Genomic DNA, 12,346 nt, shown 5'->3' with positions numbered 1-12,346 from the left:
ACATGAATGACATTCCCAGCTTCCTCGCCCATCTGGGCGACGTGCCGGTCGTGACCGACACGGATACCGTGCGCCGCCGCAGCCGCGACATGTCCACCACCTTCAGCCCCATCATCCGGCGGGACGCGGAGGGCAAGTTCGCCGACCTGATCGTGCAGCCGCGCGACATGCGCGACGTCATAGCCGTCGCGCGTGCCGCGGCGCTGGCGCGAATGCCGCTGATGATGCGCGGCGGCGGCACCTGCAACCTGGGCCAGGGCGTGCCGCTGCGCGGCGGAGCCATCGTCGACATGACGGGGTTGTCGGGCATCGTCTGGTCACGCGACGCGATGGTGCGGGTGCAAGCGGGCGCGCGCCTGCTGGCCATCGACGAGGTGCTGCGGCCCTCCGGCTGGGAGCTGCGCATGCATTCGTCCACCCGCCGCGCCGCCACCATCGGCGGCTACATCGGCGGCGGACACGCGGGCATCGGCAGTTGCGGCTACGGCATCCTGCGCGATCGCGGCAACATCCTGGGCCTGCAAGTCGTGAGCATCGAGGAGACGCCGCGCGTCGTCGAACTGCGCGGCGACGACGTCAACCTCGTGCACCACGCCTACGGCACCAACGGCATCATCTGCGAGGTCGAGCTGCCGCTGGCACCGGCCTGGCCGTGGATGGAGGTGGTGGCCAACTTTCCCAGCTTCATGGCCGCCGCGCGGGCCGCCTATGCGCTGGCCAGTGCCGATGGCATCGTCAAGAAGCTCATCTCGATCGACGACGTGCCGAACTGGGAGTACATGCGCGCCATGGCGCCGTTGGGGCGGCCGGGCTGGAGCATGGTGCGCTGCATGGTGGCCGCACCGGGACTGGAGGCGCTGCGCGGCCTGGTGGCCGAGCACGGCGGCCAGATCGCCAGCGAGGCGCGCGAAGGGCAGGGTCCGTACCACGCGCCGCTGTGGGAGTTCGGCTGGGGCCATGCGCGCCTGCAGGTGAACAAGACGCGCCCGGAGATCGTCAACAACATCGGTCTGTACCTGGACCCGGATCTGCTCGCGGCGGTCGAGCGCAGCCACCGGCGTTTCCGCGATGTCGGCGGCATGCATCTCGAATCGAAGCGCTACAACGGGCAGATCGCCTTCCAGGGCTCGCCCTACTACGCCTATCGCGACGAGGCGCAGGTGGCGGAGGTCATCAGAGGCATGGCCGAGGACGGCGCGATGGTGGCCAACAACCACACCTACTTCGTGCGCGGCAACGGCATGAAGGCCGTCGACGCGCGCGACGCCGATTTCAAGCGCCAGATGGACCCGCACGGCCTGATGAACCCCGGCAAGTTCGACGCCGAAGCCGAGTGCGATGCACCGGCCGGCAGCGGCGTCCGGTTGCCCGCCACGGGCTGGAAGTACGCGACGGGCACACACGACAGCAGCGCCACCGCCTGAAACCACACACCGAGAGAAACCCATGAGCACTACTTCTCCAGGCGCGGTGTCGCGCCGCACACTCCTGCGTAGCGCCTGCGCCGCCATTGCCCTGCCGATGGTTGCCGGGAACCTGCATGCCCAGTCGAAACCGACGCGGGTGGTCTACCAGACCGGCTGGTTGCCCCAGCCGGACAAGGGCGGGCTGTACCAGGCCCAGGCGGCAGGCATCTATGCGAAGCACGGGCTGGAGGTCGAGTTGCGCCCGGGCGGTCCGCAGCTCAACACCATGCAGATCTTCCTGGCCGGACAGGCCGACTTCGTCGATTCGGACAGCATGCGAGTGCTGCACTTCGTCAAGGAGAAGCTGCCCGGCGTGGCGGTCGCGGCCTTCGGCCAGAAGCCACTGAACGTGCTGCTGTCCCACCCGGGCGTCGGCAACGACACGCTGGCGGCGCTCAAGGACAAGCCGATGCTGGTGTCGACCGCCGGGCGCCAGACCTATTTCCAGTGGCTCAAGGCGCGCTTCGGCTTTGTCGATGGTCAGGTCCGGCCCTACACCTACAGCATGGCGCCGTTCCTGGTCGACAAGGCCGTGAGCATGGAAGGCTTCGTCACCAGCGAGCCGTACGAGGCTCGGCGCGCCGGCATACAGCCGGTGGTGCATTTCCTGGCCGACTACGGCTACGACAACTACAGCAACGTGATGCTCGCCTCGCGCGCCATGGTGGCCGAAAAGCCGGAGGTGGTGCAGCGCTTCGTGAATGCGACCATCGAGGGCTGGCACAGCTATCTATACGGCGATCCGTCGCCGGGCAACGAGGCGATCCGCCGCGGCAACCCAGACATGAGCGATGAAAAGATCGCCTACGCCCGCGAGCAGTTCAAGCAGCGCGGCATCTTCGAGTCGGCGGACGTGCAGCGCGGAGGAATCGGCGCCATGAGCGACGAACGCTGGAAGGCCATCTACGACGGCATGGCCGGTGCCGGCGCGGTGGCGACCGGGCTGGACGTGCGCCGGGGCTACACGCTCCAGTTCGTCAACCGGCGGGTGGGGACGGCGTGACTGCTGGGCTCTTGTGGCTGCGCCATTGGCACGACAGCGCAGTGCGCCGGCAGAACTGACATGGCACGCCACTTCATGATGCCGCCGCCGGCACCGCGCTACGCCTTGCGCCATGCGACCGTCCCGGCGTGCCTGGTCGCCGGTGCGCCGCTGCCGTCCGCGCCCGATGCCGAGGGCCTTTGCGCGGCGGACCTGCTGATCGACGGCGGCCGCATCGCCGCCGTGCAGCCGCCCGGCACGCTGCATGCCGATCTGGGGCCAGACCTGCGCCGAGGCATGGTGCTGCCCGGCCTGGTGGACTGCCACACGCATCTGGACAAGGGCCACATCTGGCCGCGCAGCCCCAACCCTGTGGGCGACCTGCCCGCGGCGGCGCATGCCACCCAGGTCGACCGCCTGGCCAACTGGTCGGCCGAAGACGTGCGCCGACGCATGGAGTTCGGCCTGGCGACCGCCTGGGCCCACGGCGTGGTGGCGGTCCGTACGCATCTGGACTCGCTCGGGCCGCAGGCGCGGATCTCGTTTCCGGTGTTCCGCGAACTGCGGCGCGAGTGGGCGGGTCGCATCGAGCTGCAGGCCAGTTCCATCGTGCCGCTGGACGTCTTCCTGACCGACGAGGCGACGGCACTGGCGGACATCGTGGCCGAGTCGCAGGGTCAACTGGGCTGCGTCACGCGCTTCCGGCAGCAGCCCAACGTGCCGCTGCCGCCCGACTTCGACATCGCGATGCGTCGGTTGTTCCGGCTCGCGGCCGAACGCGGGCTCGACGTCGACCTGCACGTGGACGAGACGGGCGACCCCGAGGTCCACACGCTGGCCCGCGTGGCGTGGCTGGCCCGGCGCGAGGGCTTCGCCGGCCGCATCCTGTGCGGTCACTGCTGCTCGCTGGCCGTGCAGCCCGAGGCCAAGTCCGCCGCCACGCTGCGCGCCTGCCGCGAGGCAGGCATCGACATCGTCAGCCTGCCGACGGTCAACATGTACCTGCAGGACCGCCGGGCCGGCCGGACGCCGCGCTGGCGCGGCGTGACCCTGCTTCATGAGATGCGCGCGCACGGTCTGCGCGTGGCCGTGGCCGGCGACAACTGCCGCGATCCCTTCCATGCCTATGGGGACCACGACATGCTCGACACCTTTTCGCAATCGGTGAAGGTCGCGCAGCTGGACCGGCCGGTGGGCGACTGGATCGCCAGCGCCTGTGCCACGCCGGCCGACATCATGGGCCTGCCCGACACGGGTCGCCTGAAGGTGGGCGCGCCGGCGGACCTGCTGGTGCTGCCCGCGCGCGACTGGAGCGAGCTGTTGTCACGCCATCAGGGCGACCGAACGGTGCTGCGCCACGGCCAGCCCATCGACACCACGCCGCCCGACTTCCGCGATCTGGACGACCTGATGACCACCGCGTAGCCGGCCGCCGGCGCGACGCTCGCCGCTTCCCCGATTCCCGCCACCGACTTTTCCGTGCGCTGCATGGAAGGGGCCGGTGTTGCCTGCCGACGCCGGCACGGGCCTTCCTTTTCCTCAACCCGCCTCCATGACACCCATGAACATTCGACACGCATCCTTGCCGCTGGCCGTCGCGCTGGCCCTCCTGGCCGGTCCGGCCGCGCATGCGCAGAGCAGCACCAGCAGCGCGCAGATCTACGGCACCGTCGACGCCGCGGTGGGCTCCTTCAAGGCCAGCGGCGGCGCCCGCACGACGCAACTGGCCTCGGGCAACCTGACCACCAACTACCTGGGCTACCGGTCGCGCGAGGACCTGGGCGGCGGCCTGTACGCCAGCATGACGCTGGAGTCGTACTTCCGCGGCGACACCGGCGACGCCGGCCGCTACGCCGGCGATGCCTTCTTCTCGCGTGCCGCTAACGTCGGCCTGGGTGGCGGCTTCGGCCTGCTGCGCCTGGGCAGGGTGGGCACGCCGCTGTTCACCAACACGCTGGTCTACAACCCGCTTGCCGCCTCCTTCGGCTTCTCGCCGGTGATCCGCAACATCTTCGGCGCTGCCGCCCGGGTGGCGGGCGACTCGGGCTGGAACAACGCGGTGGCCTACAACACCCCGACCTGGGGCGGCTTCAGCGGCAGCCTGATGTACGCGCTGGCAGAGGCGGCCGAGGGTGCCAACGCCAGTGGCGCGCTGCAGTACAGCGCCGGCGCCTTCTCCATCGGCGTCGTCGGCCAGCAGGTGAAGGTGCCGTTCAAGAGCGGCGAGGAGAACACCTGGCAGCTCGGCAGTTCCTACGACTTCGGCCTGCTCAAGCTGTTTGGCCAGTACACCGACGTGCGCGAGACGCAGACCCAGACCACGTCGGCCGGCACGCACGACGAGATCGCTCAGGTGGGCGTTTCCGTGCCCGTCGGCGCGGGCGCGGTGCTGGCCTCCTGGAGCGAAAGCCGTACCAGCGGAAGCGCGCGCTTCGACCGCAGCTTCGCGACGCTGGGCTACGACTACAGGCTGTCGCGCCGCACCGACCTGTATGCCATGTGGATGGTCGACAAGCTGAGCGGCAACGACGCCGCCAGCTCGGTTGCATTCGGCGTGCGGCACGCCTTCTGATGGCGGGGCGCGAACTGCTCCTGGTGCGAGTGGCGGCGCGGCGCGAGGAGGCAGCCGGCATCGTCGGCCTCGACCTCGCTGCAAAGGAGGCGGGCGAGCGGCTGCCCGCTTTCGAGGCGGGCGCGCACATCGAACTGCATCTGCCCGGTGGGCTGGTGCGCGCCTATTCGTTATGCAACCCGAACGACGCCGGCCGCCACTACAGCATCGCGGTGCTGTGCGGTGCCGACAGCCGCGGCGGCGCGCGCGCCGTGCACGCGCTACAGCCCGGGGCCTCGCTGGAGATCGGCGCGCCACGCAACCACTTTGCGTTGGACGACTCGGCGGTGCCGCTGCTGCTGCTGGCCGGCGGCATCGGCATCACGCCGATCGTGGCGATGGCCGAGGCCCTGCACCGGCGCGGCCGACCGTTCGCGCTGCACTACTGCATCGCGTCGCGCGAGCGGGCCGCCTTCGTGCAGGCCCTGGCGCGTGCGCCGTACGCGGAGCGGGTCGTGCTGCATGACGCCAGCCGCGGCGATCGGGCCAACCTGCCCGCACTGCTGCGCCGCCAGGCGGAAGGAACCCATGCCTGCGTGTGCGGGCCGGATCGGCTGCTGGGCGGCGCGCTGGACGCAGCAGCCGCGGCGGGGTGGGCGCCCGGGCGGCTGCGCTTCGAACGCTTCGGCGCGCCCGCTGCAGCGGCTGCTTCGGCCGCGAGCGCGGATGACTTCGAAGTACAGGTCGGACGCGGCGGTCCGGTGGTGCACGTGCCGGCTTGCCAGCCGATCACCGTGGCGTTGCAGCGGGCCGGCATCTGCATTCCGGTGTCCTGCGAGCAGGGTGTGTGCGGCACCTGCCTGACCCGGGTCCTCGAAGGCGAGCCGGAGCATCGCGACCACCACCTGTCGGCGCACGAGCAGGCGCAAGGCTTGATGCTGCCGTGCTGTTCGCGCGCACGTACCCGGCGCCTGGTGCTGGACCTTCAGGCCTGAGCAGGGGGTGGGGCGCCTTTGCTAATCTGCGCGGATGTCTTCGACGCCCATGATCGACCCAAACCTGTTCATCCATGTCAAGGTGGCGATCGGCATGGTCGTCAGCCTGGCCATTGCCACCGTGCTGGCCGGGCTCGCGCGTTTCGTGCAGCACCCGGCGCGTCATCGGCCCGATGCCGTCCATCTCATGTGGGCGCTGTCGATGCTGCTGGCCATGCTGCACTTCTGGTGGTGGGAGTACCGGCTTTCGGCGCTGGACTGGCGCTTCGAGCTGTATCTCTTCGTGATGGGCTTCGCCATCCTGTATTTCCTGATGTGCGCGCTGCTGTTCCCGGCCGACATTGCCGAGTACGCCGGCTGGGGCGACTACTTCATCTCGCGGCGGCGCTGGTTCTTCGCGCTGCTGGCGCTGTCCATCGTGTTCGACGCGGTGGACAGCCTGCTCAAGGGCCGCGGGTACTTCGCCGCTTTCGGCATCGAGTATCCGATCCGGATTGCGGCCTATCTGGCGCTGGCCGGCGTCGCCGCCTGGACGCCCAACCGGCGCTTCCACCTGATGCTGGCGGCAGCCAACCTGGCCTACCAGGTGTCCTGGATCCTGCGCAGCTTCGACACGCTGCGCTGAGCGGCTAGCCGAAGCTGCGGATGGCCGCCTTGGGCCGCCAGACCTTGCACACCTCGTCATTGCCTTCGAGATACGGGCCGCCGATCAGGTCGATGCAGTAGGGCACGGCGGCGAAGATGCCCGGCACCACCTGCTGGCCCTGCGCGTCCTTCAGGCCTTCGAGCGTCTCGGCAATCGACTTGGGCTGGCCGGGCAGGTTGATGACAAGGCACTTGCCGCGGATCACCGCCACCTGGCGCGACAGGATGGCCGTCGGCACGAAGTGAAGGCTGATCTGGCGCATCTGCTCGCCGAAGCCGGGCATGACCTTGTCGGCCACCGCGAGCGTGGCCTCCGGCGTGACGTCGCGCGGCGCCGGGCCGGTGCCTCCGGTCGTCAGCACGAGCGCGCAGCCGGCGATGTCCACCAGCTCGGTCAGTGCCGTGCGGATCTGTGCCTCGTCGTCGGGAATCAGCCGCTCCTCGAAGGCCAGCGGGTTCTTCAGCGCGCGGCCCATCCAGTCGCGCAGGGCGGGCAGGCCCTTGTCTTCGTAGACGCCGCCGGAGGCGCGGTCGCTGATGGAGACGATACCGATGCGTACGGGGTCGTATGGATTGCTCATGGCTCGGTGGTTCGAAAAGGAAGGAATCAGGCGTCGCGCTGCCGCGCCTCCTCGTTGGCGGCTTCGCCGACGTCGTCGGCCCCATGGACGGCCAGGTGCTGTCGCACCAGCTGGAACAGCTCGCGGTAGGCGCGGCCCTGGCGCGGTGCCTCGCCGGGCGGGCCGCCCTTCAGGTCCTTGCGCGCCTGCCGCACCAGGGCGCGCAACTGCTGCGCGTCGGTGGCCGGGTGGGTCTCGATCCAGCCGCCGACGGCGTCGTCGTCGGCGATCAGGCGGTCGCGCCAGTGCTCGGCCTGGTGCAGGGCTGCGGTGGCCTCGGCGCTGGGGCGGTCCTGCGCGTCGAGCGCGGCCTGGATGGCGTCGATGGTGTCGACCGGCTGCAGCCGCATCAGCTTGCCGATGAATTGCATCTGACGGCGCCTGCCCTCGAAGTTGGTGATGTGGCGTGCCTGCTCGACGGCGGTGACCAGGCGCTCGTCCAGGCCCAGCGCATCGAAGGCGCCGCCGCGCAGGTCGAGCAGGGCCTCGCCCAGCGCCTGGAGGCGGGCGCTTTCGCGCTTGAGGTCGGTCTTGCTGGTTTCCTGGCCTTTGAGTTCGCGCTTGAGTTCGGCATCGAGTTCGCTGCCTTCGGCCACGAAGTGGCCTCGCACGAAGTAGCCTTTCTTGGGTTTGCGGGGCATGGCTTTTGAATAGGCTGGTCGGGCGTCGGTGCACGGCGCGCCCAGGCGCGGTCCGTGCGGACGCAAAGTATGATTGTCCCTCACATGGCACCTACATCCTCACCGCGCGTCGAGAGCGGCTTCGCCTACAGCCGCGAACACTTCGAACACCTCGTCGACACCGCGCTCGCGCACGCCCGCAAGATCGGTGCCACCAATGCCGGTGCCGAAGCCTCCGAAGGCTGCGGGCTGTCCGTCTCTGTCCGCAAGGGCGAACTGGAAAACGTCGAGCGCAACCGCGACAAGTCGCTGGGCGTGACGGTCTACGCCGGCAACCGCCGCGGCAACGCCAGCACCTCCGATTTCTCCGACAACGCCATCCGGCAGACGGTGCAGGCGGCTTACGACATCGCCCGCTTCACAGCCGAGGACCCCGTTGCCGGCCTGCCCGACGAGGCCGACGTCGAACAGCGTCCGCCCGAACTCGACCTGTTCCACCCCTGGGCCGTGACCAGCGAGGAGGCCGCGCGCCTGGCGCAGGAATGCGAAGCGGCGGCGCTGTCGACCGACCGGCGCATCACCAACAGCGAAGGTGCCGGCGTGTCGGCGCAGCAAAGCCACTTCTTCAGCGCCCACACGCACGGTTTTCGGGGCGGCTACGCCAGTTCGCGCCACTCGATCTCGGTGGCCCCGATCGCCGGCCGCGGCAAGGACATGCAACGCGACGCCTGGTACAGCTCGATGCGTTCTGCGGACGAACTGGCCAGCCCGCAGGCGGTGGGCCGCTATGCCGCCGAGCGGGCGCTCAGCCGCCTGGGTTCGCGCAAGATCCGGACCACCGAATGCCCTGTGCTGTTCGAGTCGCCGCTGGCGGCCGGCCTGCTCGGCGGGCTGGTACAGGCGACCAGCGGCGGCGCGCTCTACCGGCGCAGCACATTCCTGCTGGATTCGCTCGGCAAGCCGGTGCTGGCGGACCACATCAGCGTCGACGAAGACCCGCACCAGCCGCGCGGCAAGGGCAGCTCGCCGTTCGACGACGAGGGCGTGCGCACGCGGGCGCGCAAGGTGGTCGACGCGGGCCGGCTGCAGGGCTACTTCCTGTCGACCTACTCGGCGCGCAAGCTGGGCATGAAGACCACCGGCAACGCCGGCGGCTCGCACAACCTGCGGCTGTCGTCCTCGCGCACGCGGCCGGGCGACGACCTCGACGCCATGCTCGAGAAGCTGGGCACCGGCCTGTTCGTCATCGAGCTGATGGGCCAGGGCGTGAACTACGTGACCGGCGACTATTCGCGCGGCTGCAGCGGCTTCTGGGTGGAGAAGGGCCGCATCGCCTTCCCGGTGCAGGAGATCACCATCGCCGGCAACCTGAAGGACATGTTCATGGGCATCGAGGCCGTGGGAGCCGACGAGTACACCTTCGGCGCGAAGACCACCGGCTCGATCCTCATCAACCGGATGAAGGTCGCCGGCAGCTGACGGCAAGCCCGGCCAAGGCGGCGAGGTTCAGACAAGACCTTTGCGAGTACCTCATGGCCAGATCCTCTCCAGTGCTCACGGCCGCAGCCCTGGGACGCGCGTTGCAGTCGGCCCGCAGGGCGGCGGGCCTGACCCAGGCGCAACTGGGTGCCCGCGTCGGCCTCAGCCAGGCCAGGCTTTCCGCGCTGGAGCGCCAGCCCGGGGCTTTCAGCTTCGAACAGTTGCTGTCGATCTGCTCGAGCCTCGGCCTCGAACTCAGCATCGGGCCGAGCGACGCCGGCACCACGCCAGACTCCGACAGGTGATCATTGGCTGGGCGCGGCAATCGGACACATCGGGCTGGAGGCCGCCGCGCGCCACGGCCTGAATGTTCAGCGCGCAGCGAGCGCCGCGCGGACCCGCTCGATCGCCTGCCGGTAGGGCGTGATGAAGCCCTCGGGTGCTTCGTCGGCGCCGAGCCAGCGAAACTGGAACACCAGGCCTTCCTCTTCGGGGCTGCCGACCGCGACATGGTCGAAACGGTCGGGCAGGGGAGCCTCGGCGCGCATCAGGAAGAGGTGCCACAACTGTGGATGGCTGTGCGCATTGCCCTCGACGCCGGCCGGGCAGTGGCGCTCCAGCGTACCGAGGGCCTCGAGCGGGCCGGTATGGCGGATGCCCGATTCCTCCAGCAACTCGCGGCGCACGGCATCCTGCGGGGACTCGCCCGGCTCGACGGTGCCCTTGGGCAGCTGCATGTTCCCGTCGCCCGGATGAAAGAACACGAGCAGGCGCCCGCCTCCGTCGACCAGGCAGGCGCAGGCCTTGAGGACGACGTCCGCGTCGTCGCCGCTGCTGCTCATCAGGCGCCGGCCAGCGCCGCCTTGACGGCCGCGTTGACCGCGCCCATGTCGGCCTTGCCGCCCAGGCGGGCCTTGGCCGCGCCCATCACCTTGCCCATGTCGCCCGGACCCTTGGCGCCGAGCTCGGCGACGATCGCCTTGACCTCGGCGGCGATCTCGTCGGCGCCCATGCGCTGCGGCAGGTAGACGTCCAGGACCTTGATCTCGGCGGCTTCCTTGTCGGCCAGGTCTTGGCGCCCGCCCTGGACGAAGGCGGCCACCGAGTCCTTGCGCTGCTTGACCATGCGATCGATGACGGCCACCACCATGGCGTCGTCCAGTTCGATGCGCTCGTCCACTTCCTTCTGCTTGATCGCAGCCATCAGCAGGCGGATGGTCGCCAGCCGCTCGCCGTCCTTGGCGCGCATGGCGCCCTTCATGTCTTCGGTGATGCGTTCCTTGAGGCTCATGGTGTGTTCCCGGGTAACAGAATGACAAGAGCCGCGGCAGGTTTCCCCGGCGCGGCTCGAAGGCATCGCGGCATGGCTGTGGGGCCGATGCCGGAAGCGGCAGTCTCTTAGTAGAGCTTCTTGGGCAGCTGCATGCTGCGAACGCGCTTGTAGTGGCGCTTGACGGCCGCGGCCTTCTTGCGCTTGCGCTCGGCAGTCGGCTTCTCGTAGAACTCGCGGGCGCGCAGGTCGGTCAGCAGGCCCAGCTTTTCGATGGTGCGCTTGAAGCGGCGCAGTGCCACGTCGAAGGGCTCGTTTTCTTTAACGCGGATGGTGGTCATTTAGCTCGTTGATGCTCTGGTGTGGCCTGGCAAGATCGGAACCCGGCGCTTAAGTTTCCTCAACCGTGAATTCCAGGAAATATCCGGAAATTCGCTTATCGTGTAGGCCGTTGAGGCGTGGCCGAAAATTTAGCCTGCGATTATAGCAAGTGTTTTCCGGTCTTGAAAAGCCGCCGCCCGCGCGACCCAAGGAGTGCCCATGAAACGACGACTTGCCTGCGGCTGCCTGCTGCCGCTGTTCAGTGCGTTGCTGCCCGGCCAGGCCGGGGCGGAATCGCCCGATCCGGCAGGGCAGCGGGCGGCGGCCTCTCCGCAGTACGAGGCCGCGGCAGGCCGGTTTCGTAATCCGGACAACCCGCAGGCACGGGCCAGTGCCTCGGGTTGGGCGATCTGGTCGCGCTTCCTGCTCGCCAAAAAGGAAGGCACGGTGCCGATCGACCCGATCCCGGTGCGGCCGCTGGACCGCACCTCGCTCGACGCCCTGGACAATGCCTCCAGCCACGTGATCCGCCTCGGGCATTCGTCGCACATGCTCAAGCTGCAGGGCCAGTGGTGGCTGATCGACCCGGTGTTCGGCGAACGCGCCTCGCCCTTCTCCTGGGCGGGGCCCAAGCGCTTCCATCCGCCGCCGTTGCCCCTGGAGCAGGTGCCGCCGATCGAGGGCCTGATTCTGTCGCACGACCACTACGACCATCTGGACGTGCACACCATCGAGGCCCTGAAGGACCGCGTGCGCCGCTACTACGTGCCGCTCGGCGTGGGCCGGCGCCTGCGCGAATGGGGCATCCCGGCCGATCGCATCGAGGAGTTCGACTGGTGGGAGGAGCGCAGGGCGGGGCCGGTGACCCTGACCGCCGCGCCCTCGCAGCACTTTTCCGGCCGCACCCTGTGGGACCGCGACAGTACGCTGTGGGCCTCCTGGTCGGTGCAAAGCGGCGGCATGCACATCTTCTACTCGGGCGATTCGGGCTACTTTCCCGGGTTCAAGGAAATCGCCGCGCGCCTGCCGCCCATCGACATCGCGCTGATGGAGAACGGCGCCTACGACGACTACTGGCCGGCCGTGCACATGAGCCCCGAGGAAACCGTGCAGGCTTTCCAGGACCTGGGCGCGCGCACCCTCTACCTGGTACACAACAGCACCTTCGACCTCGCTTTCCACACCTGGCACGACCCGCTCGAGCGCGTCGCGGCCCTGGCCGAGGCCCGCAACATCGACCTGGCCACCCCCGAGATCGGCGAAGTCCTGACCGTCGGCAAGCCCCGCCAGAACCACCGCTGGTGGGAAGGCCTGCGCTAGCCAGTCAAGCGAGACGGGCACCTTCCAAAGGCAAGCGAAGGCCATTCGCGAGCACGCAGTGCGCGTAGCCTGGGGGC

Annotated in this window: 14 protein-coding genes; 9 read left to right on the top strand and 5 right to left on the bottom strand. The window is 69.2% G+C overall.

What is annotated here, in order from left to right:
* Positions 1-2: 2 nt before the first annotated feature.
* The 6 genes from VES41_RS11430 to VES41_RS11405 all read left to right on the top strand — a co-directional run bounded on the left by VES41_RS11430 (position 3) and on the right by VES41_RS11405 (position 6,619).
* The gene (locus VES41_RS11430; protein WP_324816694.1) at positions 3-1,424 is read left to right on the top strand and encodes an FAD-binding oxidoreductase; all 1,422 of its coding nucleotides are present in this window, start codon (positions 3-5) and stop codon (positions 1,422-1,424) included.
* Between the two features lie 22 nt (positions 1,425-1,446).
* Entirely contained in the window at positions 1,447-2,469 is a 1,023-nt protein-coding gene (locus VES41_RS11425) for an ABC transporter substrate-binding protein (RefSeq protein WP_324816693.1), read from the top strand.
* A 60-nt stretch (positions 2,470-2,529) separates the two neighbouring features.
* Complete coding sequence (locus VES41_RS11420) at positions 2,530-3,873, top strand: cytosine deaminase (protein ID WP_324816692.1); 1,344 nt, start codon at positions 2,530-2,532, stop codon at positions 3,871-3,873.
* 136 nt (positions 3,874-4,009) lie between these two features.
* A complete protein-coding gene (locus tag VES41_RS11415) occupies positions 4,010-5,020 on the top strand; it encodes a porin (protein WP_324816690.1) in 1,011 nt (336 codons plus the stop codon).
* The gene (locus tag VES41_RS11410) at positions 5,020-5,994 is read left to right on the top strand and encodes a PDR/VanB family oxidoreductase (protein WP_324816689.1); all 975 of its coding nucleotides are present in this window, start codon (positions 5,020-5,022) and stop codon (positions 5,992-5,994) included. Before VES41_RS11415 ends, VES41_RS11410 begins: the two co-directional genes overlap by 1 nt.
* 49 nt (positions 5,995-6,043) lie before the next feature.
* Positions 6,044-6,619 (top strand): hypothetical protein, encoded by a 576-nt coding sequence (locus tag VES41_RS11405; RefSeq protein WP_324816688.1) that lies wholly within the window; start codon positions 6,044-6,046, stop codon positions 6,617-6,619.
* Between the two features lie 4 nt (positions 6,620-6,623).
* On the opposite strand, the gene mog is transcribed toward VES41_RS11405, so the two are convergent.
* Both mog and yjgA read right to left on the bottom strand, forming a co-directional pair.
* Complete coding sequence (gene mog, locus VES41_RS11400) at positions 6,624-7,220, bottom strand: molybdopterin adenylyltransferase (RefSeq protein ID WP_324816686.1); 597 nt, start codon at positions 7,218-7,220, stop codon at positions 6,624-6,626.
* 26 nt (positions 7,221-7,246) lie between these two features.
* Positions 7,247-7,900: a ribosome biogenesis factor YjgA gene (gene yjgA, locus VES41_RS11395; RefSeq protein ID WP_324816684.1), complete on the bottom strand. Its 654-nt coding sequence runs from the start codon at positions 7,898-7,900 to the stop codon at positions 7,247-7,249.
* A gap of 84 nt (positions 7,901-7,984) precedes the next feature.
* On the opposite strand from yjgA, the gene pmbA reads away from it, so the two are divergent.
* Both pmbA and VES41_RS11385 read left to right on the top strand, forming a co-directional pair.
* A complete protein-coding gene (pmbA, locus tag VES41_RS11390; protein ID WP_324816682.1) occupies positions 7,985-9,358 on the top strand; it encodes a metalloprotease PmbA in 1,374 nt (457 codons plus the stop codon).
* A gap of 53 nt (positions 9,359-9,411) precedes the next feature.
* Positions 9,412-9,663 carry a helix-turn-helix transcriptional regulator gene (locus tag VES41_RS11385; protein WP_324816680.1) on the top strand — a complete coding sequence of 84 codons (252 nt, stop codon included), beginning with the start codon at positions 9,412-9,414 and terminating at the stop codon, positions 9,661-9,663.
* A gap of 66 nt (positions 9,664-9,729) precedes the next feature.
* Here VES41_RS11385 and VES41_RS11380 read toward each other — a convergent pair whose 3' ends face one another.
* The 3 genes from VES41_RS11380 to rpsU all read right to left on the bottom strand — a co-directional run bounded on the left by VES41_RS11380 (position 9,730) and on the right by rpsU (position 10,969).
* Positions 9,730-10,200, bottom strand: coding sequence for an NUDIX domain-containing protein (locus tag VES41_RS11380; RefSeq protein ID WP_324816679.1), 471 nt, complete (start codon positions 10,198-10,200; stop codon positions 9,730-9,732).
* Complete coding sequence (locus tag VES41_RS11375; protein ID WP_324816678.1) at positions 10,200-10,649, bottom strand: GatB/YqeY domain-containing protein; 450 nt, start codon at positions 10,647-10,649, stop codon at positions 10,200-10,202. The genes VES41_RS11380 and VES41_RS11375 overlap by 1 nt, the downstream gene beginning before the upstream one ends.
* Before the next feature lie 107 nt (positions 10,650-10,756).
* Positions 10,757-10,969, bottom strand: a complete 213-nt coding sequence (gene rpsU / locus VES41_RS11370) for a 30S ribosomal protein S21 (protein WP_007833691.1) — start codon at positions 10,967-10,969, stop codon at positions 10,757-10,759.
* Positions 10,970-11,168: 199 nt separating this feature from the next.
* Between rpsU and VES41_RS11365 the strand changes: the two genes are divergently transcribed.
* Positions 11,169-12,269 (top strand): MBL fold metallo-hydrolase, encoded by a 1,101-nt coding sequence (locus VES41_RS11365; RefSeq protein ID WP_324816658.1) that lies wholly within the window; start codon positions 11,169-11,171, stop codon positions 12,267-12,269.
* Positions 12,270-12,346: the final 77 nt, after the last annotated feature.

Source organism: Variovorax sp. (assembly GCF_035634955.1).
GTDB lineage: Bacteria > Pseudomonadota > Gammaproteobacteria > Burkholderiales > Burkholderiaceae_C > Variovorax.
Note: the sequence above shows the minus strand (reverse complement) of the source record. Positions and strands in the feature narration are given on the sequence as shown.

Coding starts and splice junctions, on each gene's coding strand:
- VES41_RS11405 (WP_324816688.1), top strand. CDS start 6,044: ATGATCGACCCAAACCTGTTCATCCATGTCAAGGTGGCGATCGGCATG.
- VES41_RS11385 (WP_324816680.1), top strand. CDS start 9,412: ATGGCCAGATCCTCTCCAGTGCTCACGGCCGCAGCCCTGGGACGCGCG.
- pmbA (WP_324816682.1), top strand. CDS start 7,985: ATGGCACCTACATCCTCACCGCGCGTCGAGAGCGGCTTCGCCTACAGC.
- VES41_RS11380 (WP_324816679.1), bottom strand. CDS start 10,200: ATGAGCAGCAGCGGCGACGACGCGGACGTCGTCCTCAAGGCCTGCGCC.
- VES41_RS11415 (WP_324816690.1), top strand. CDS start 4,010: ATGAACATTCGACACGCATCCTTGCCGCTGGCCGTCGCGCTGGCCCTC.
- VES41_RS11365 (WP_324816658.1), top strand. CDS start 11,169: ATGAAACGACGACTTGCCTGCGGCTGCCTGCTGCCGCTGTTCAGTGCG.
- yjgA (WP_324816684.1), bottom strand. CDS start 7,900: ATGCCCCGCAAACCCAAGAAAGGCTACTTCGTGCGAGGCCACTTCGTG.
- VES41_RS11375 (WP_324816678.1), bottom strand. CDS start 10,649: ATGAGCCTCAAGGAACGCATCACCGAAGACATGAAGGGCGCCATGCGC.
- VES41_RS11410 (WP_324816689.1), top strand. CDS start 5,020: ATGGCGGGGCGCGAACTGCTCCTGGTGCGAGTGGCGGCGCGGCGCGAG.
- VES41_RS11430 (WP_324816694.1), top strand. CDS start 3: ATGAATGACATTCCCAGCTTCCTCGCCCATCTGGGCGACGTGCCGGTC.
- VES41_RS11425 (WP_324816693.1), top strand. CDS start 1,447: ATGAGCACTACTTCTCCAGGCGCGGTGTCGCGCCGCACACTCCTGCGT.
- mog (WP_324816686.1), bottom strand. CDS start 7,220: ATGAGCAATCCATACGACCCCGTACGCATCGGTATCGTCTCCATCAGC.
- rpsU (WP_007833691.1), bottom strand. CDS start 10,969: ATGACCACCATCCGCGTTAAAGAAAACGAGCCCTTCGACGTGGCACTG.
- VES41_RS11420 (WP_324816692.1), top strand. CDS start 2,530: ATGGCACGCCACTTCATGATGCCGCCGCCGGCACCGCGCTACGCCTTG.